At 54.0% G+C, this 18,903-nt stretch carries 15 protein-coding genes; all 15 read right to left on the bottom strand.

Annotation, left to right across the window (positions count from 1 at the left end):
* Window position 1 precedes the first annotated feature (1 nt).
* Entirely contained in the window at window positions 2-1,453 is a 1,452-nt protein-coding gene (gene arcD / locus ABKS89_RS28510) for an arginine-ornithine antiporter (RefSeq protein WP_138213805.1), read from the bottom strand.
* 586 nt (window positions 1,454-2,039) lie between these two features.
* Window positions 2,040-3,434, bottom strand: a complete 1,395-nt coding sequence (locus ABKS89_RS28505) for a sigma-54-dependent transcriptional regulator (RefSeq protein ID WP_348588460.1) — start codon at window positions 3,432-3,434, stop codon at window positions 2,040-2,042.
* On the bottom strand, window positions 3,431-5,221 hold the full coding sequence (locus ABKS89_RS28500; protein WP_348588459.1) for a sensor histidine kinase: 1,791 nt from the start codon (window positions 5,219-5,221) through the stop codon (window positions 3,431-3,433). Before ABKS89_RS28500 ends, ABKS89_RS28505 begins: the two co-directional genes overlap by 4 nt.
* A 188-nt stretch (window positions 5,222-5,409) precedes the next feature.
* The gene (locus tag ABKS89_RS28495; RefSeq protein WP_348588458.1) at window positions 5,410-5,583 is read right to left on the bottom strand and encodes an adenylyl-sulfate kinase; all 174 of its coding nucleotides are present in this window, start codon (window positions 5,581-5,583) and stop codon (window positions 5,410-5,412) included.
* Window positions 5,584-6,074: 491 nt separating this feature from the next.
* On the bottom strand, window positions 6,075-6,473 hold the full coding sequence (locus tag ABKS89_RS28490) for a GtrA family protein (RefSeq protein WP_348588457.1): 399 nt from the start codon (window positions 6,471-6,473) through the stop codon (window positions 6,075-6,077).
* The gene (locus ABKS89_RS28485; RefSeq protein ID WP_348588456.1) at window positions 6,473-7,444 is read right to left on the bottom strand and encodes a glycosyltransferase family 2 protein; all 972 of its coding nucleotides are present in this window, start codon (window positions 7,442-7,444) and stop codon (window positions 6,473-6,475) included. The genes ABKS89_RS28490 and ABKS89_RS28485 overlap by 1 nt, the downstream gene beginning before the upstream one ends.
* 16 nt (window positions 7,445-7,460) lie before the next feature.
* Window positions 7,461-8,564: an acyltransferase family protein gene (locus tag ABKS89_RS28480; RefSeq protein ID WP_348588455.1), complete on the bottom strand. Its 1,104-nt coding sequence runs from the start codon at window positions 8,562-8,564 to the stop codon at window positions 7,461-7,463.
* Window positions 8,565-8,577: 13 nt separating this feature from the next.
* Window positions 8,578-9,960 (bottom strand): DUF6056 family protein, encoded by a 1,383-nt coding sequence (locus tag ABKS89_RS28475; RefSeq protein ID WP_348588454.1) that lies wholly within the window; start codon window positions 9,958-9,960, stop codon window positions 8,578-8,580.
* 68 nt (window positions 9,961-10,028) lie between these two features.
* The gene (locus ABKS89_RS28470; protein ID WP_348588453.1) at window positions 10,029-13,343 is read right to left on the bottom strand and encodes a glycoside hydrolase family 99-like domain-containing protein; all 3,315 of its coding nucleotides are present in this window, start codon (window positions 13,341-13,343) and stop codon (window positions 10,029-10,031) included.
* Window positions 13,340-14,707, bottom strand: coding sequence for an ABC transporter ATP-binding protein (locus tag ABKS89_RS28465; protein WP_348588452.1), 1,368 nt, complete (start codon window positions 14,705-14,707; stop codon window positions 13,340-13,342). The genes ABKS89_RS28470 and ABKS89_RS28465 overlap by 4 nt, the downstream gene beginning before the upstream one ends.
* Window positions 14,697-15,515 carry an ABC transporter permease gene (locus ABKS89_RS28460; RefSeq protein ID WP_348588451.1) on the bottom strand — a complete coding sequence of 273 codons (819 nt, stop codon included), beginning with the start codon at window positions 15,513-15,515 and terminating at the stop codon, window positions 14,697-14,699. The genes ABKS89_RS28465 and ABKS89_RS28460 overlap by 11 nt, the downstream gene beginning before the upstream one ends.
* Complete coding sequence (gene rfbC, locus ABKS89_RS28455; RefSeq protein WP_348588450.1) at window positions 15,515-16,060, bottom strand: dTDP-4-dehydrorhamnose 3,5-epimerase; 546 nt, start codon at window positions 16,058-16,060, stop codon at window positions 15,515-15,517. Before rfbC ends, ABKS89_RS28460 begins: the two co-directional genes overlap by 1 nt.
* Complete coding sequence (gene rfbA / locus ABKS89_RS28450) at window positions 16,060-16,941, bottom strand: glucose-1-phosphate thymidylyltransferase RfbA (RefSeq protein WP_348588449.1); 882 nt, start codon at window positions 16,939-16,941, stop codon at window positions 16,060-16,062. The genes rfbC and rfbA overlap by 1 nt, the downstream gene beginning before the upstream one ends.
* Window positions 16,938-17,846 (bottom strand): dTDP-4-dehydrorhamnose reductase, encoded by a 909-nt coding sequence (rfbD, locus tag ABKS89_RS28445; RefSeq protein WP_348588448.1) that lies wholly within the window; start codon window positions 17,844-17,846, stop codon window positions 16,938-16,940. Before rfbD ends, rfbA begins: the two co-directional genes overlap by 4 nt.
* Complete coding sequence (gene rfbB / locus ABKS89_RS28440) at window positions 17,843-18,901, bottom strand: dTDP-glucose 4,6-dehydratase (RefSeq protein ID WP_348588447.1); 1,059 nt, start codon at window positions 18,899-18,901, stop codon at window positions 17,843-17,845. Before rfbB ends, rfbD begins: the two co-directional genes overlap by 4 nt.
* Window positions 18,902-18,903: the final 2 nt, after the last annotated feature.

The following is an 18,903-nucleotide window of genomic DNA, read 5'->3' as shown; positions in this document are numbered from 1 at the left end:
GTTACAGAGTGAGGAAGCCGTCGTAGAGGCCATAGGCCGCGATCAGTGCACCGATCACGACAACCGCGAAGATGAGCTTCTCGACATTGGTGAAGATGGGTTGACCCACTTCGTGTTTCGCTTTGGCGAAGAGGATGACGCCGGGCGCGTACAGCAGCGCCGACAGCAGCAGGTACTTCAGGCCGCCTGCGTAGATCAGCCACACCGCGTAGAGAACCGAGATACCGGCGATGATCAGGTCTTTGGTGCGGTCGGCCGAGTCGGTCTCGTAGGTCTCGCCCTTGACTGCCAGCAGCAGGCCGTAGGCCGCGGACCAGAAGTACGGGATCAGGATCATCGAGGTGGCCAGCAGCAGCATCTTGGTGTACGGGTCCATGCCACCGTCGGTGCTACCGGAGGTGAAGAACACGATGACCAGGAAGACCTGCACGCAGATGTTGGTCAGCCAGAGGGCGTTGGCCGGCACCTGGTTGGCGTTCTCCTTGCGGAGGAACTCCGGCATGGTGTGGTCCTTGGCGGCGGCGAACATGATCTCGGCGCACAGCAGCACCCAGGAGAGCAGGGCGCCCAGCAGGGAGATGAGCAGGCCGACGCTGATCAGGACTGCGCCCCAGTGGCCGACCACATGCTCCAGCACCAGCGCCATCGACGGGTTCTGCAGCTTGGCCAGTTCCGGTTGGGTCATCACGCCCATGGACAGCACGTTCACCAGTACCAGCAGCAGCAGGACGGTGATGAAGCCGATCACGGTGGCCTTACCGACGTCCGAACGTTTTTCCGCACGGGAGGAGAAGATGCTCGCGCCCTCGATGCCGATGAACACCCACACGGTGACCAGCATCATGTTGCGCACCTGGTTCATCACGCTGCCCAGGTCAGGATTGCTCTTGCCCCAGATGTCCGCGGTGAAGATGTCCAGCTTGAAGGCGAACAGGCAGATCAGGATGAACAGGAACAGCGGGACGATCTTCGCCACCGTGGTGATGGTGTTGATGAACGCCGCTTCCTTGATCCCGCGCAGCACCAGGAAGTGCAGGGCCCACAGGAGGATCGACGCGCAGATGATCGCCGCGACGGTGTCGCCCTTGCCGAAGATCGGGAAGAAGTAGCCCAGGGTGCTGAACAGCAGGAGGAAGTAACCGACGTTGCCGAGCCAGGCGCTGATCCAGTAACCCCAGGCCGAAGAGAAGCCCATGTAGTCACCGAAACCGGCCTTGGCGTAGGCGTACACACCACCGTCGAGTTGGGGTTTGCGGTTGGCCAGGGTCTGGAAGACGAACGCCAGGGTCAGCATGCCGACCGCGGTGATGGCCCAACCGATGAGGATCGCGCCGACGTCAGCGCTGGCGGCCATGTTTTGCGGGAGAGAGAAGATGCCCCCGCCAATCATCGAGCCGACAACAAGAGCCGTCAAAGCGCCTAGCTTTAGTTTTTGGCTGCTTTCTTGCGACATTTAAGAATCTCCCTATAGGAAGTTGGAGAGTGAGGCTATTTAGCGCCCGTCTTGGCGGGGCACTCCTGATTCAGGTCAATAGCTTGCTATCCAATGTATTGGGCAGTACTTCCTGCTCTGCCCACCCCGCATAAACCATAGGAGAGGTTTTGCATTAGCGCCCGATTTAGAGGGGATTTCGTGAAGATTTGAGCGCGGTTTCATGACCGCTGAATGGCAGTCGATTCCGCAGGCCCGCGCAGGGCGCGCCGTTGCGCTTGATTCGCAGATGCAGAGAGGCGCAGGACCGCTATGTAGGAAAGTCCTGAACGAAGATTCGGGAGGGGAAAATTGGCCGGGGCAGGATCACTGCACCCGGCGATGCGCCTGTCGAAACGACGGCGCGAGATGGCAAGAAGCCCGAAGGACACCGCCAGGTTCGTGGCCCGGCGGGCGCGACGTGGCGGGCACGTCGCGAGATGTGATGCACAAGGCAATCGCACCCGTGTCGCAGAGCAAGGTGTGTGCCAGGGCTGAAGACTACGTCAGAGCGCTCTGTAGCGCTGTTCGCCCTTGGTCGCAGTCCAGACCATCGGCGGATTTCTGCTCAGATGTCGCTGTCGTCGGCGGAATTTCCGCCACTGCCGGAGAACAGCAGGCCATGCTTGCGCAACTTGTCGTGCAGGGTCTTGCGCGGTACGCCCAGCGCTTCGGCGAGGCTGCGCAGGGAGCTGTGCGAGCGGCTCATTTCCGCGGCAATCAGCGAACGCTCGAAGGATTCCACCTGCTCGTTCAGCCCAGCACCGGGAGTGGCGGCCGTGGCCTGCCCGTGGCTGTCATCCAGCCCCAGGTCCAGGCCGAGAGCGTAGCGCTCCGCGGCGTTCTGCAGTTCGCGGACATTGCCCGGCCAGCCGTGTGCCAGCAGTTGTGCCCGCTGCGCCGAGTCCAGCGGGCGGGCGTTCAGGCCATGGCGCTGCGCGCCGCGTTCGGCAAAGTGCTGGAACAGCAGCAGGATGTCGTCGCCCCGCTCGCGCAGCGGTGGAATGCGCAGGCTGGCAACATTCAGGCGGTAGTAGAGGTCGGCGCGGAAGCGGCCTTCATCGGAGGCCAGGCGCAGGTCCTCCTTGGTCGCCGCGATGATGCGGATATCCAGTGGAATGAGCTGGTTGGAGCCCAGGCGTTCGACGGTACGCTCCTGCAACAGGCGCAGCAGCTTCACCTGCACGTCCAGGCTCATGCTCTCGATCTCGTCGAGGAACAGCGTACCGCCATTGGCGAACTCGAACTTGCCGATGCGGCGCTTCTGCGCACCGGTGAAAGCGCCCTGCTCGTGGCCGAACAGCTCGCTCTCCACCACTGACTCGGCCAGCGCGCCGGCGTTGATCGCGACGAAGGGACCGTTGCGGCGGCTCGACAGGTCATGCAGGGCGCGGGCGACGACTTCCTTACCCGAGCCGGTTTCGCCCAGGACCAGCACGTCCGCCTGGATTGCCGCGAGCGACGCGACCTGTTGCTGTAGACGCTGCATCGGCGCGGACTGGCCAACCAGGCGGCCACGGACCTCCTTCTGCTCGGTCAGGGCCAGGCGCAGGCTGCGGTTCTCCAGCACCAGTCGGCGCACATCGAGCGCACGGCGCACGCTGTCCAGCAGCGCGTCGCTGGGGAAGGGCTTCTCGAGGAAATCGTAGGCGCCCGAGCGCATGGCTTTCACCGCCAGCGGTACGTCGCCATGGCCGGTAATCAGGATCACCGGCAACTCGGAATCCTGCGCGTGCAGTTGCTCCAGCAGCTGCAGGCCATCGATGCCCGGCATGCGGATGTCGCTGACGATCACTCCCGGCCAGTCTCGTGCCTGCTGCGGATCGATCTGCCGCGCATCGCCCAGGGCGACCACCTTGAAGCCGGCGAGGTCGAGGGTCTGGCAGAGCGCCTGGCGCAGGTGCGGGTCGTCATCGACCAGCAGCACCTGGGTGGTGGAGTCGAACGGCTCGGCCGAGCTCATGCGCGGGTTTCCTCTTGCGGCGTCAGGGTCACGCCGGGAATGCCCGGCAACAGGTGCAATTGTACGAGAGCGCCGCCCTCGGGGTGATTGCCCAATTCAAGATGTCCGCCCAGCGTGCGTAACAGGGTGTCGCAGATGGCCAGGCCAAGCCCCAGGCCCTTTGCGCTGGTCTTGGTGGTGAAGAAGGGCTCGCGGGCATGGGCCAGGGCCTCTTCGGAGAAGCCGGGGCCGTTGTCGCGCAGGGACAGGATGATGCGTTCGGGCGTCTGCTCGGTAGTCAGCCAGATGCGCCTTGGCAGTCCCTTCTCGGTCAGGGCGTCGAGGGCGTTGGAGATCAGGTTGGAAAGGATCTGCCGCAGGCGCGTCTCGCCGGCCTGCACCCAGATCGCCGCGTCGGGCAGGTCACGCAGCAGCTCCACGTTCATCGCCTGGCGGCGCTGGGCGAGCAGGGCCAGGGCGTCATTGATCGCCGGTTGCAGTGCGACGTTCTCCGGTGCGCGGCGGGCGCCGCGGGCGTAGGCCTTGAGGTGGCCGATGATCGAGGCCATGCGCCCGGTCAGCTCACCGATCTGCTCGAGGTTGCCACGGGCGTCGCTGTAGCGCTCGTGGTCGAGCAGCACGCGGGCGTTGTCGGCGTAGCTGCGGATCGCCGCCAGCGGCTGGTTGAGCTCGTGACTGATGCTGGCAGACATGGTGCCCAGAGCGGTGAGCTTGCCGGCCTGCACCACTTCATCCTGGGCGTGCATCAGCTCGCGCTGGGCCTGTTCGCGGTTGCTGACTTCCTCCTGTAGTCGCGTGTTTGCACCTTCAAGCTCCTGGGTGCGCTCCTGCACACGCAGTTCCAGTTCGTGCTTGGCCTGGGCCTCCAGGGCAATGCGTTCGAGGTAATGGCGGCGGCTGATGGTCAGTAGAGACAGCAATAGAAGAAGGGCCACCAGGGTTGCGGCGCCGATCAGTACGACGCTGCGTACAGGCGCGTCGACCTGGGTGCGCGGGGTGTAGATGCTCACCGTCCAGCCCGTTTCCGGCAGGTGGCGGCTCTGGCTGATCCAGCGGCGCTGGTCGATCTTCAGCGGCGCCGGGTGCAGCACCGGATAGGGAATGTTCTCGGCAATCTCGCGTTGTTTGGCGGGTGAGAGTTCCTTGCCGGTGTGGAAGCGCCACGCATTGCTGGAGGACAGGATGACGACTCCGTTGGAGTCCATCACCAGCAACTGCTCGGGCGTATTGCCCCAGAGCTGCTCCATGTGTTCGAGGTCGACCTTCACCACCAGCACACCCAGCAGTTTGCCGCCGTCACGCACGTCGCTGGCGAAGTAGTAACCGCGTCGCTTGGAGGTGGTGCCCAGGCCGAAGAAACGGCCCTGTCGCCCCTGTGTCGCTTCCTTGTAGTAGGGGCGGAAGGCGAAGTTGCGGCCGACGAAGCTGTCCGGCTGATCCCAGTTGGAGGCGGCGTGGGTCATGCCGTCTGCCTGGATCAGGTAGATGACGTCCGCCCCGGTACGCCCGCGGATGCGCTGCAGTTCCAGGTTGGCGGCGTTCTGTGCTGTCAGGCTCTCCGGCGTTTGCAGCGCAGTGCGCAGGGTCGGCAGTTCACCGAGGATCGGCGGCAGGTCCTCGTAACGGCGCAGGGTGCCGAGCAGGTTGGCGACGTAGAGGTCGAGGGTCTGCTGGTTCTGCTCGGCCAGTTGTTCGCTGTAGTAGCGCTCGGCGAAGTGGTGGAGGGGCCAGAGTAAGGCCAGTGAAAAGACGAATAATGGTAATTGCCATTTGAATGAGGGAACCATAGCTTTGGTTTTCACTGTGCCCTGAACCAGGATTGATCGATCTCTCTACACGCCATCGAAGTCAAGTACATCGAGTAGCTTCTTAATATACTCATCTAAGGAAATTCGCGATGTGTCCAGAGCCGACGCGTGTGCTTCAGACGCCGCCTCGCAGCGAGCGGCAATTCAAGTGGAGTTGGCAAGCTCTCTCACTCCAGCTCACCGATAGAAGCCCTTTGTATCTCTCTTCGCAGACTGTCAGTGGCGTACAGGCACACACTTGCGTGAAGTTTTTTGTCGATGATGGAACGCGCAATCTCCCTGTCCGAACGGTACGGATGGATGAATGACGAAATGACGATCAACCTTGGGTCTTGCAGCAAGTGGGTGATCTCGGTTGTTCGTCGGATAATCGCTGAGCGATGTGGGCTGAGAACCCTGAGTCGCGATAGAGACCATGGTGAATATTATTGCTGCCGAGCGTGAGGCGATGAGTCCCATGTCGGTCAGGCGTCTCTCAAGCGAAAGCGCAAGACTGGACTTGCCAGAACTGCTCAAGCCAATGAACCAGCCAGTCTTTGGCCGCTGCCCAAGCCTTTTGGTGCGATCGGCGCAGTGACTTGGCTGGCGTGCCAGATCAAGAGACTTAATTCGGGATTTTATCGGAGTGCATCCGAAGCGTGTAATTCCAACGTACATCAGGCCGCAATGATAGGCGCTAGCAAAAGAAGTGTCTTGTTCTCTCGTTGAAGTTGGATTGCCATTGCTGGGCGATCTATCGATGTAGAAGGCCTTGGAACTTCACCGAACGGTCGTTGGTTGAATGTCCAAGGCTGCCGGTTTCTTAGTCTAACTCCCTATTTTGCGATTGAATCTAGCTCGGTTGCGATGGTTTTTCTGTAAATACGAAGTATCTATTCATGACGTATCCAGCTAAGGCAACCAAAATCACCGAACTTACTATCCCAAGCGCGTAGTGGAAGCCTGCTTGTTGAGCGGCCCAGACTGCGCTCCAGGAAATAAATAATCCGACTAGGCTTACCAAAAGAAACCGAAGGTATAGAGTTGCTGAAATGCGATGGCCGAATGTCCAGGTGGAGTTGATAAAGAAAGAGAAAAGGTTTGCAGACAAAAAGGCCAGCGCATTTCCGGTTGTTGGTGAAAGTCCGGAAATTTCGATAAGGGAAAATGCGATAATAATATGTACTCCAGTGTTTAGGATGCCGACACTGGAGAACTTTATAAACTGCCTTATTGTTCCTTTGGAAAGCATCATTTCTGCCTGGATTTAACCGATCTAACAATAAATGGCGGGCGATTTTTTGATTCCATATATATGCGGCCAACATACTCTCCGAGAATTCCAAGGCCTACCATTTGCAAGCCGGAAACGAAGAGCAATATAGAAATCAGAGAGGCATAACCAGGAATGTCAATTCCAAATATAAGCGTTCGGATAACAATAAGAGCACCGTACCCGAAAGCTCCGATGGCAACTAAGAAGCCGATGTATGACCAGATTTTCAGTGGAATCGTAGAGAATGAAGTAACGCCCTCTAGAGCGAGATTCCATAGCTTCCATCCGGAGAACTTCGTGTCTCCTGCAGCCCGCGCTGGCCGAACGTATTCGACAGTTGTAGTTCTGAATCCCGCCCAGGCGAATAAGCCTTTCATGAATCGCCGAGTTTCAGGTAACGAAGTAATTACGTTGACTACCCGGCGGTCCATCAGCCGGAAATCCCCCACGTTCTCAGGGATCGCTACTTCGGACATCTTGTTGATGACGGAGTAGAAAGCGGCGGCAGTATAACGCTTCAGGACGCTATCACTGGTGCGATCCAATCGTTTCGCCAGCACGACGTCATATCCCTCTTCCCACTTCTGAATCATGTCTGAAATGAGTGAGGGGGGATCCTGAAGGTCCGCGTCTAGCGGAATAATCGCATCCCCCGTGGCTTGGCAGAGCCCGGCGGAAAGTGCTGCTTCCTTTCCGAAGTTTCGCGAAAGATCCACAACTGAAATCGTATAGCCACTGGGGGCTATATCACCGAGGACTTCAAGGGTTTTGTCCGAACTTCCGTCATTGATGGCGATGATTTCCCATTCATAGCGCGAGTCGCCAATATGCTTCTCAATCTCGTGAAACGTATTCCTAATACCCTCTTCCTCGTTATAAAAAGGTATAACGAGAGAGATTTTCCTCTTCTCGGAAGAAAAGACTGCTTTGCTTTCAATGTTTTCCATTGCCGTTTCTCTAGTCTCAATCATTAAGCGGCTGCTGTCTCTTGGCGAAGGAACGGCCCACCTTGATCAAGGGCAGTTCGATCAGTTTGTGAGTAAAGTGCGAGACGAAAATCACAACAGTTGCAGTGAAAACGGCCGCCAGTAGAAAGTTGACTGTGTGATGCTTGGAAAGGTCTAGAATATATCCATAAAACCCGAAGTGGCCAACTATGGCGATGACAGGGAATTGCATCAGGTAAACACTATAGCTGATGCTTCCCAGATGCCGAGTCAGCGCGTTGTCAAGAACTCGGGGCATGCCTAGAATGGACAGGGCTATGAGCGAGAACGATGCCAGAGACAGGAATATTTCTTCAGGAATTTTCTCGTCCAGCTTGAAGTAAAAGTAGCTCATTGTAATGAGTGTGATTCCAATAATGGATATTCCTGATATCGCTGGAATGTTGTACTGGCGTCCAGAAAAGCGCTCGAAGAGAAAATATAATAGAACACCAACGAGGAAGAATGGGGCATGAGATAAGAAAAATAGAATTCCATACTCGTATAGAGGGGCAGGGGTTCCGCCTTGGGTGAAATATGTGTAGCGGCAAAGTGCGATAAACAGAAGCCCAACCCAGACCGATAAGGAGGTCAATATTCCCCTGCAGAAGCATATTAGAATAGGGAAAAATACATAGAACAACCATTCGAGCCCTAACGACCAGCCTCCTCCAACCAAGCTTCCATGCTTTCCAGGAACAAATGGGAAAAGAAATGACAAAGAGAGGACGAAGTCGTATAGAGAAGGAAGGCCTCGGCCAAGGATATAGCTTATCGCTATCGATAGGGCTAGCGCGAAGTAGAAGAGAGGCGCTATTCGGAAAAATCTGTTTATGTAGAAGCTTCTCAGTTGAACTTTGCTATCTATGCGATTGTAGTAGGCATAGCAGATAGAAAATGCGCTGATTGAGAAGAAGAGTCTTACCAAAAAATCAAGTCTGCCGAATAGAAAGTTTGTAATGGCTGTCTGTGGGAGCCCTGATAAATACAAGACATGAAAAAAAACCACTCCGAGGGCGGCAAACCCACGAAGGACATCTGGGCCGTGAAGTCTTATTTGAGAATGGGGGAGTGCAGACATGATTATCCTAGGCCTATTGTTCTTCGATGAGAATCTTGCATTTGAAGTAAGTGCTGATCTGGCCAGGGTTGTCTCGGACCCATTCTTCTCTATTATTCAGGATTCGAATATCTGAATTTGTTTGGATAATAGGTATTCTGATTCCGCTCTGGCAGCGCCCTTCATGAGCTTCTGAGGCTATGAACTCCATTCTTGCGTTGACCTTCTGAGAAAACTGGAGGTAGTCGCGGAATATTATCGACGCTGCAGAGATGGCAGAAATGGATAATCCGACAAGTAGTAAGGTGTAGAGGCGCGGAGAGTGCCTCTGTATATATTTGTCGGTCAGTCTTACTATGGAAATTATCCCGAGGATCCAAGCTATGGAAAAAGCCCTCGGTTCTATGTAGGGGGAAATTAGCAGCGCGCCGCCGCAAAGAATTGCTGGAATACTCAGGAGGACTATATCTGTGTTCCTAAGTGGGTTCGCCTTATAGCGAACTGTACACCAGATAAGGGTAAGAGCTAGTGCCGTGAGTAAACCCTTCGTGGCGCCGAGGAAAACATTTATAATCTGTGCTGTCTGGTGTAATAGATAGCTTATAGATATGGGGGGGGTGCCCATATGGGTTCGATACCAATTGGTACGGAACTCAGTCGATGGCATCAGCATGAGTACTGCCCAGCCGGCAAGATATGCAGCCATGTAGGCGGCCATATACGGTCCGTCTGCTCGCTTGCGCCTGAATCGCAAGGCGGCGAGGATTGCGAGGTATGGAATGAGTGCGGGGGGTATGTTCTCGAAGGAACACCCGCCAATGAAGCAGAGAATGATTGCTATCGCTACTCTGGTGTTGCTTTCCAGCGAATATGCTCTTGCTCGTTCCGAATGGAAAAGCAGGGCAATAGCAAGTGTGAGCACCAACGGTTGGAGATAACCTGCCGCAGTAGTGCGCCAGAAGAAAAGCTCCATGCGGGGCCAGAACACATAGCATAGAGCGATAGCAGCAAACGTGGCGATGCCAAGGCGTGAGGCTGACCAATACTTTTCCTCTACAGCAAACATAGCAATCAGAGCGGAGAAAGCAAAAAAGGCCAGCGTATTTGCCAGGGTAAAAAATATCTCAGGGATGGATAGCCAAAATATGGAAAGCTGTTCACCAAAGCGAGCGTTCCAAGTGGTTATCTGCAGTGCGGAACGCTGAATAATCCATAGGATCCGATCGGCGGCCGAGAGGCTATCTAGTTGCGCGGTAAGAGCATAATCTTCGCCATTCAACGGTGAAAAGGCGAAGGTTAAAGTGAAAAATCCGAGCAATAGACAAGCCACTACCAGCGAAATCAGATGACGGGTACTGATTGGCGAGTTTGAATTTGTCAGCTGTGTCCAGAGGTAACTGGAGCTCTTTGAGTTCATCTTGGAATCCGCTTAATGCAAACATGCCTCTGGTTGAGCCAGAAGCATGTATGTGATGCAGAGGTTCGTTAGATTACTTCAACCTTGAACCTGTTAGTTTTGGCCAGTACACAGAATACTCTTTCAATGGCGTGGGGCAGTGTGCCATCAGCGAGCCCGGATTCTGGCGCAAAGCTTTCAGGCTTCAACTTGATAAGTTGCTTGATTGCCGCCGGGCGGAACCAGAACATTGACCCTGCGGGGAAGTCATCGTAGGCAAAATGAATGTCTAGATTTTTGCACAGTTCTGCAACTACTTCGTGGCAGTAGGTCATGTTGTGGTCGGTGTGCGGGATCAGATACTTACGAGGTGCAACGATGCCGAGCTCTGGATCTTTCTTGAATGCCTGCACAATACCTTGCACATGAGACTTGCTTTCGGAAAGTGAGTCGAGAATCTCGGCCCGAATTTCCGCCCCATCTTGGCGATAGACGCTCTTTTTAGAGTGAATCTTACAAATGCACTCGTAGTTCAATGGGGAAATTTCGGTGAGCAAGCGAATGAATGGGAGGATGTCCCGTCCGCGATTTTCATAAAGTCGAACAATCGCATGTGGGTACTCTGCCAGTACTGCCGCTGCTAGCTCTTTAGAGGTCACAGTAACGTAAAGGTCAAACGAGCTGGCTGGGAAGTTTTCGAGGTAGCGTGACAGTTCCGGCCAGACATCAAGATAGTGCAAATGCACAATGACAGCGTTCTCTGAGTTCTTCACCAGTGAACCCGGGGTGAGCTTCTCGGATGTTTCGTTGTCATAGTCCTTTATTACATCATAGGTTGTCTGTAGGTAGCCGTACCCAAAGCGACGATCAGGCTCGAGGTGAGTGCCCTCTGCCCATTCGTTCCATGCGTTGACGAAGATTATCTTCTCTTCATTAGAATATTTCTTATTGTTGAAGACATTATTTGCGATCTTGGATAGCCATTGCTTGTATCGTAAGAGGCTAAAGCCATGGAATATATGGCTGTTTAATTGCTTGCGAGCAGTGTTGTCCCAAGACAACATCGCCGTGCGGAAAAGCTTATATTCGGGCTCGGGTTGGCTGATTGCGTGCTCAACAACTTGTTCGTAGCTGAAAACGTGGCCGTTAAAGTTGGGATTCACATTCTGTAACGTATGCCGGATATCTCCGCTCGATACGGTATGTGGTGGGAACTCAACTGAAGCGTCAAAGCCAAACTCAACCGGCGACTTAATTCCAAAGCTTTGAGCGCAGATCAGATATAAGCCAGAGTGGCCAAGCTTTAGCGCCTCGTCGCGCCAAAGCTTGGCAGTTTCCTTCATGTTTGGGATGATGCTGGCGCGGTATATAATTAGAACCGGCTTCCCATCGATTCTGATGTATCGGCTATCTTTGAAATATTTGTCAAGATGGCGAATGAATGCAAGAGAATCGGCGTCAGAATGGTTTTGCCCGATAAGGACATCGTTTTCCTGGCCATCCCAGCGGCGTGTCCAATTCTCATTGGCCCAGGTCAGGCAGAACGGCATGTCAACTTTTGGATTTTGCAGCATATCCTCAAGAGGACGATCCATCAGGATCTTGCTGTCGAACCAGTAGAAGTAATAACTGAAGCCGTGGATGCCGTATTGCTTGGCAAGTACCGACTGTTCCTCCATTACTTCCTTGACACGAAGATCATAATACCCGGAGTGGATCGGACAATGCGGCTGATAGTGATTTTCGTAGTTGGGCAGAGCTTTTCCTACATTGGTCCACTCAGTAAAGCCCTTTCCCCACCACTGATCATTCTCTGGGAACGGATGGAACTGCGGAAGGTAAAAAGCAATCAGCTTCACCGCCGGTTCGATCGAGGCATTTTCTCTAAAGGGAATGAATTCGTCCTTTGAATCATCAAATATGATTCGTGGTACTCCCTCTTGGACAACTTCAGCAGTTGGTGCCTGTTCTTTAGCTACAAGCAATGATCGAATTTGAGTTTTCGTTTGCCCTGAAAGCGGGAGCTTTCGCCACAGGGTGCGCAGAATCTCTACAAAGTAACGCGTTCGCGTGGCAGAGTCAGATCTGTAGAGGTTTGCGGCTGTACGTAAGGGTTGAGTCATTCGCCAGATACGGCTGTTGTAGACGGCCTGAAGCTTGTATTCCAATATTGCGTATTCAAGATGCATATGCTCAATATGGGAGATATGCTTCTCTTTTTCTTCAATGGTCTGCTTGAGCTCCTTTGAAATCTCTTCCCTTTGAACGCGCTCCTTTTGGGCGAGTTCTCTTTGTGTGGAGAGTTCTTCCTGGTTGGCTTCAAGCTTATGCCGGACAGTGTTCAGTTCGTTATTTGCCATTTCAAATTTCTCGGAGACACAAGTTACTTGATTTCCATATTCTAGATTTAGTTCTTCGCAGTCTTTCAGTTTCCGAGCAAGCGATGAGCTTAGTTCTTCGAAGTCTTTAAGTTGCTGAGCAAGCAATGTGTTTAGTTGTTCGATTTTTGATAATGTCTCAGCCTGTTGTTTCAAGGTTGCCTGTTGCCGATCGACAAGTGAAAGAGCGGGGTAGATGTTCTTCAATATGGAGAGACTTTCTTCGGCGACGTCTCCCATGCTGCGTATGTCGCTGGATTGTGTGACATCAGCCTCTTCCAGCAGGCGCAGATATAGTGATTTCACAACAGGTGGCGCCTGAAAGGACATTTCTAGTTCTTTCATGCCCAAAGCACTTCGTCTTAAATCCTGATCCAGGAAACTATCCCTGTACTCGATAAGCGTCTCTGCAGAAGGCTGATTCAAGGATAGACCGATTGCAATTCGGCGCAGCTGAAATTCCGGATCATCCAAGATGGCGTCGTAGCTGACAAATACTCTGTTTTTCCCCTCGGTGTAGCGGACTGCTTCGGCAAGGTGAGTTAGCCAAAGGTAACAGGATTTCTCAAAATCGAAGTTGTCTCGATTTGAGAGGGAGTTTGCAACATTCAGGGGGTTGCGCAAGGATACTATGTAGGAGACGTCAACGTCGTCTGCCTGTAGTACATGCTGCCAAAATGGGAGCAGCCGACACAGTCGAGGATCCTTTAGTCCGAAAACGGCGCTATTCGATAGCTTTTCTCGGATCAGCTCTTTTGCACGTTCTTCGAATGCAGGAATTGCCTTTCTCAGAATTAGATCTTCGGGGATGTCTGAGAGGGAATCCCATTCGAACCCTAATGCCTGGAGGATTTCGTTATTGAGCTTGTTTGTCTCGATATCCTCGAAGAAACCTTTATCGTTGTTTCCGGCTATCGCGGCATAAAGCTCGTCACCCAAGGAAACACCCAGAGCCTGGAGGCCTCTGGTCAGTGCGCTGGTGCCACTACGGTGCATGCCCAGAACTAGGATAAGTCTTTTAGTCATTCGCGACTCGGCTCTAGTATTTCGATCTTGTTGGACGAGAATGCGCAGTTAAAGTCGATGTGGCACGTGACTCTGTTATTGCTTACCGGGATGACTCTGAATATCGCTAAATCCAGATGCCGATGCAGGTAAGTTTCTTTTCCAGCTTGCACGCCAACGACCCCGGCATTCAAGTAGTAAATTCCGGTGTTTAGATTACAGGTGAATGAGAATTCAGCTTCAATCTTTTCACCGGAGTGATAGGACTGTCCTTGGTTTCCCAGACTGGACGAGACCGCGCCGCCAAGCTCAATGCCGGAGGTTGTCTTGAGTAGCATTCCAAAGCGGACATTCTCTGCATTGTCGAGAAACTCGACATCGTACTTGTAACGATAGCTTTCACCTCTGACCAAGCAGTTGACTTGACGTCCCCGGTCATCAACGATCATTGGTTGGAGGATTCTGGCGCCGTTTTGCTCATAGCTGATCGTGCTTTTTGACTTCAGATTGGCGTCAAAAAATGCTTCCGACAGGCTTTCCTGGTTAGTCTGCGACGCCTTTTCGGTTTGGCGTGACAGATCTTCTTTGAGGATCGGAGAGGTGGCCGCTATACGAATTTCTTCGCGAATACCTACCTGCTTATCGGCGGTGGCATAGAGTAGTTTCTGATACAAGCCGATGGTTGTTTTTGGGTCGCCATCAAACAGAAGCTCCCCATGGTCGATCAGAATTGCGCGGTCGCAAAGCTCAATTACAGTCGAGCCAGAATGAGAGACAAAAAGGATTGTTGATCCTTGTTTTTTTATCTGCTCAATTCTGGAGAAGCATTTCCGCTGAAAGAGTTCATCGCCGACTGATAACGCTTCATCTACTACTAATATTACCGGGTCGACATTGATGGCTACAGAAAAGGCCAAACGCACCAGCATTCCACTAGAGTACGTTTTGATCGGTTGATCTATAAAGTCGCCAATTTCTGCGAAGTCGACAATTGATTGGTATCTGTCTTCGATTTCCTTATGCGACAGGCCTAGAACTCGCGCATTGAGGAAGACATTCTCTCGGCCTGTGAAATCCGGGTTGAAGCCAGAGCCGAGTTCAAGAAGTGCAGCAATCCTTCCAGATGTGGAGACCATTCCTGAAGTCTGGTTCAGGGTGCCGCAGATGATCTGTAGTAGCGTAGATTTTCCGCTGCCATTACGACCGACGATGCCGACGGTCTCTCCTCTCTGTATTGAGAAACCTATGTCTTGAAGCGCCTTGAATTCCTTGTAAAAGGTTTTCTTTGATCCAAAAAGAGACTGCAGCAATCTGTCTCTTGGCTTTTCGTAGGTATGGAAAGATTTGCTGATATTTTCAACGACTATTGCTGTTTCAGATGACATCTGCAAATCCCTTCCGTGTCTTCTGGAACAGTACGAAACCTAGCCAAGCGATAGTTGTTGCGCCAGCGGTATAGCCGATTATTAGATACGGTGAGGGGGTGATACCCCAATACAAGAGGTTGCGTCCCTGCTCGATTATCAGCGTGAGAGGGTTCATGAAAAGGAACTGCCGGTAGTCCTCCGGGATAGCTGATATCGGGTAAAATATTGGGGACATGAAGAGTATTGCTGTCGTGGCAATTCCGATAAACTGGCTGGTATCTCGAAGAAAGACGCCTAAAGCAGATAGCGTCCAAGAGAGGCCAAGTATGAATAGGGCGAATGGTACAATAATAGTTGGTAGAAGTAGTGCGGTGGCTGGGGGCAAGCCAAATGTGAAGATATAGACCGCCAGCCATACGGCGAGGCTTATTGCGCCGTGAAAAAGTGCAGCGCCCAGTGATACCCAGGGTAAGATTTCTAGCGGAAATACAACCTTTTTGACGTAGTTCGCGTTGTAGAGAATTATGCCGGGTGCTTTGGTTATGCATTCTGAGAATATATTGAACAGAATCAGGCCGGCAAAAAGAATGAGGGCGAACTCCCCTTTGGATTCGCTGTTTGTATTCCAGCGCGCCTTGAAGACAACGCTGAATACAAAAGTGTACACGGCCAGCATAAGAATCGGGTTGAAGAACGACCATAGGATGCCCATGTAGGAGCCCTTGTAGCGTCCAATAACCTCACGCTTGACCAGCTCTTTTATAAGGCCTCTATTCCTCAAGAAGCTCGCAAGCATTTCTCTGGGGGAGGCAGAGAATCTTTGCATTAGCTGTAGACCTCAGCTTCCAAAAGAGACTTTCCTTGCGAGTCTTTCTGGGAAAGCGCCGGCTCTGTCGAAATTTCCCATTCGATAGCAAGAGTTGGATCGTTCCAGCTAATGCAGCGCTCGTAGGCTGGGGCGTAATAGTCAGTTGTTTTGTACAGAAACTCAGCGGAGTCGGAAAGCACTACGAATCCATGTGCAAATCCTTCTGGGACCCAGAGCTGTGCCTTGTTTTCAGCGCTTAGCTTGGCGCTCACCCATTTCCCAAAAGTAGGTGAGTTCCTTCTCAGGTCGACTGCAACGTCTAGCACCTCACCTTGCACCACCCGCACCAGTTTTCCTTGTGGGTTTTGAATCTGATAATGCAGGCCGCGCAGTACGCCTTTTACTGAACGTGAGTGATTGTCTTGAACGAATTTAACGGGGCGGCCAATAATTTCTTCAAAACCGGCATGGTTAAAGCTTTCAAAAAAGAAACCGCGCTCATCACCAAATACTTTTGGCTCGATGAGGATGACGTCAGGAATTGCAAGGCGGGTGGCTTTCATTAGTAAACAGTCTCAACCAACAGGCGTTTCAGGTATTGTCCGTAGCCGTTCTTGGCCAGAGGTGTCGCCAGAGCTTCCAACTGTTCCGCGCTGATCCACTTCTGGCGGAAGGCGATCTCTTCTGGGCAGGCTACTTTCAGGCCCTGGCGGTTTTCCAAGGTGGCGATGAAGTGGCTGGCTTCCAGCAGGGAGTCGTGGGTTCCGGTATCCAGCCAAGCGTAGCCGCGGCCCATGATTTCCACCGAGAGTTCACCGCGCTCCAGATAAGCCTTGTTCACGTCGGTGATTTCCAGCTCTCCACGCGGGGAGGGCTTGATGCTCTTGGCGATGTCGACGACCTGATTGTCGTAGAAGTACAAACCAGTAACGGCATAGCTGGATTTGGGTTGTGCCGGCTTTTCTTCGAGGCTGATCGCTTTTCCTTCGCTGTTGAACTCGACCACACCATAGCGCTCGGGATCGTGCACGTGATACGCGAACACGCTGGCACCGCTTGGGCGGCTCATTGCGTTCAGCAGCAATTCCTGGAATTCATGACCGTGGTAGATGTTGTCGCCAAGCACGAGTGCGCATGGGTCATTGCCGAGGAATTCCTCGCCGATCAGGAAGGCCTGGGCGAGTCCATCCGGCGATGGCTGTATTGCATACTGCAGATTCAGGCCCCAGCGACTACCGTCTCCCAGCAGCTGCTCGAAGCGTGGGGTGTCCTGCGGGGTCGAGATGATCAGGATGTCCCGGATTCCTGCCAGCATCAGGGTGCTCAGCGGGTAATAGATCATCGGTTTGTCGTAGACCGGCAGCAGCTGCTTGGAAATTGCCAGGGTTGCTGGGTGCAGACGGGTACCGGATCCCCCGGCGAGAATGATTCCTTTACGTTTCATACTGTTCCCTGATCGACCAATTCTCTGATCATGCGTTGTGCGTGGTATTCCCAGTGCGGGAGTTGCACGTCGAAAGTGCGTTGCAGCTTGTCATTGGCTAGACGAGAGTTCGCCGGCCGCTTGGCGGGTAGCGGGTACTCGCTGGTCGCGATCGGAATGACGCGCTCGGGCGCTGCTCGCAAGTCGCTGCCAAGGCGAATGGCTTCGCCAATCACAAACTGGGCATAGCTGTGCCAACTAGTTTCGCCGCTGGCAACAAGGTGGTAGGTGCCGCTCGCGTAGGCGTTGAGCTCGCTGTCGTGAGCGAGGCGCTGCAATACCAGTGCCGTGATGTCCGCAATCAGCTCGGCGCTGGTTGGGGCGCCGAACTGATCAGCAATCACTCGGAGCTCTTCACGCTCCTTGGCCAGACGCAGCATGGTCTTGGCGAAGTTGGCGCCGCGAGATGCATAGACCCAGCTCGTGCGGAAAATCAGATGACGGCAGCCGCTTTCCCGGATTGCAAGCTCGCCTTCAAGTTTGGTCTGCCCGTACACGCTGAGCGGATTGGTGGGGGCATCCTCCGAAAAGGGCGTGCTGCCGCTGCCGTCAAAGACGTAGTCCGTGGAGTAATGCACCAGGCAGGCATCGATTTCGCGAGCCGCCTGGGCCATTGCGCTGACAGCGTCAGCATTGATTCGGCGGGCATCAGCGACATGGCTTTCCGCTTTATCAACCGCGGTATAGGCGCCGGCATTGACAATGGTATCGGGCTTTTCTTGACGAATCAGCGCCGACAGGCCACCCAGGTCGCTCAGGTCGGCGCTGTGCCGATCGCAGACCAGCAGCTGCCCCAGAGGCGCGAGTGCGCGCTGAAGCTCCCAGCCGACCTGGCCATTGGCGCCGAGTAACAGGATCTTTTTCATGCGTACTGCTTACCTACCCACTCGCGGTATGCACCGCTCGTTACATTGTTCACCCATGCCTGGTTGTCCAGATACCAGCGCACGGTCTTGCGGATACCGGTTTCGAAGGTCTCTGCAGGCTTCCAGCCGAGTTCGCGCTCAAGGCGGCTGGCGTCGATTGCGTATCGGCGATCATGCCCAGGGCGATCTTTGACGAAGGTGATCTGCTCGCGGTAGCTTCGGCCGTCGGGGCGCGGCTTCTCCTGGTCCAGGATGTCGCAGAGGGTGTGCACGACGTCGATATTGGCTTTTTCGTTCCAGCCACCAACGTTGTAGGTTTCGCCCAACTGCCCAGCTTCGAGTACGCGTCGGATGGCACTGCAATGGTCTTTTACATAGAGCCAGTCGCGGATCTGCTGGCCATCGCCATAGATTGGCAGCGCGTTGCCGCCCAGCGCATTGTGGATCACCAGTGGGATCAGCTTCTCTGGGAAGTGGTAGGGACCATAATTGTTCGAGCAATTGGTGGTCAGTACCGGCAGGCCATAGGTGTGGTGGTAGGCGCGTACCAGGTGGTCGGATGCAGCCTTGGAGGCAGAGTACGGGCTGTTGGGCTCGTACTGGTGCTTCTCGGTAAAGGCTGGAGCAGTCGGCTCCAGCGAGCCGTACACCTCGTCGGTGGATACGTGGAGGAAGCGGAAGGCGCTCTTGCGTTCTTCCGGCAGGTTTCCCCAGTACGAGCGCACGCTCTCCAACAGGCGGAAGGTGCCGACAATGTTGGTCTGGATGAAGTCTTCCGGGCCGTGGATCGAACGGTCGACGTGCGACTCTGCGGCGAAGTTGAGGATAGCGCGGGGCTGATGTTCCTCGAGCAGGCGCGAAACAAGCTTGCTATCGCCAATGTCGCCTTGCACGAAGGTATGCCGCGGGTCATTTTCCAGGGTGGCAAGGTTTTCCCGGTTGCCTGCATAGGTCAGCTTGTCGAGGCTGATCACCGCTTCATCATGAGTGGCAAGCCAGTCGAGGACGAAGTTCGCGCCGATGAAGCCGGCGCTGCCGGTAACGAGAATAGTCATGG

This window comes from Pseudomonas sp. LABIM340 (assembly GCF_040017195.2).
In the GTDB taxonomy this organism is placed as follows: Bacteria; Pseudomonadota; Gammaproteobacteria; order Pseudomonadales; family Pseudomonadaceae; genus Pseudomonas.
Note: the sequence above shows the minus strand (reverse complement) of the source record. Positions and strands in the feature narration are given on the sequence as shown.

Excerpts from the sequence above, each read along its gene's own strand:
- ABKS89_RS28500 (WP_348588459.1), bottom strand. The coding sequence starts at position 5,221 with ATGGTTCCCTCATTCAAATGGCAATTACCATTATTCGTCTTTTCACTG.
- rfbA (WP_348588449.1), bottom strand. The coding sequence starts at position 16,941 with ATGAAACGTAAAGGAATCATTCTCGCCGGGGGATCCGGTACCCGTCTG.
- ABKS89_RS28485 (WP_348588456.1), bottom strand. The coding sequence starts at position 7,444 with ATGGAAAACATTGAAAGCAAAGCAGTCTTTTCTTCCGAGAAGAGGAAA.
- ABKS89_RS28490 (WP_348588457.1), bottom strand. The coding sequence starts at position 6,473 with ATGCTTTCCAAAGGAACAATAAGGCAGTTTATAAAGTTCTCCAGTGTC.
- ABKS89_RS28465 (WP_348588452.1), bottom strand. The coding sequence starts at position 14,707 with ATGTCATCTGAAACAGCAATAGTCGTTGAAAATATCAGCAAATCTTTC.
- rfbB (WP_348588447.1), bottom strand. The coding sequence starts at position 18,901 with ATGACTATTCTCGTTACCGGCAGCGCCGGCTTCATCGGCGCGAACTTC.
- arcD (WP_138213805.1), bottom strand. The coding sequence starts at position 1,453 with ATGTCGCAAGAAAGCAGCCAAAAACTAAAGCTAGGCGCTTTGACGGCT.
- rfbC (WP_348588450.1), bottom strand. The coding sequence starts at position 16,060 with ATGAAAGCCACCCGCCTTGCAATTCCTGACGTCATCCTCATCGAGCCA.
- ABKS89_RS28460 (WP_348588451.1), bottom strand. The coding sequence starts at position 15,515 with ATGCAAAGATTCTCTGCCTCCCCCAGAGAAATGCTTGCGAGCTTCTTG.
- ABKS89_RS28480 (WP_348588455.1), bottom strand. The coding sequence starts at position 8,564 with ATGTCTGCACTCCCCCATTCTCAAATAAGACTTCACGGCCCAGATGTC.
- ABKS89_RS28505 (WP_348588460.1), bottom strand. The coding sequence starts at position 3,434 with ATGAGCTCGGCCGAGCCGTTCGACTCCACCACCCAGGTGCTGCTGGTC.
- ABKS89_RS28475 (WP_348588454.1), bottom strand. The coding sequence starts at position 9,960 with ATGAACTCAAAGAGCTCCAGTTACCTCTGGACACAGCTGACAAATTCA.
- rfbD (WP_348588448.1), bottom strand. The coding sequence starts at position 17,846 with ATGAAAAAGATCCTGTTACTCGGCGCCAATGGCCAGGTCGGCTGGGAG.
- ABKS89_RS28470 (WP_348588453.1), bottom strand. The coding sequence starts at position 13,343 with ATGACTAAAAGACTTATCCTAGTTCTGGGCATGCACCGTAGTGGCACC.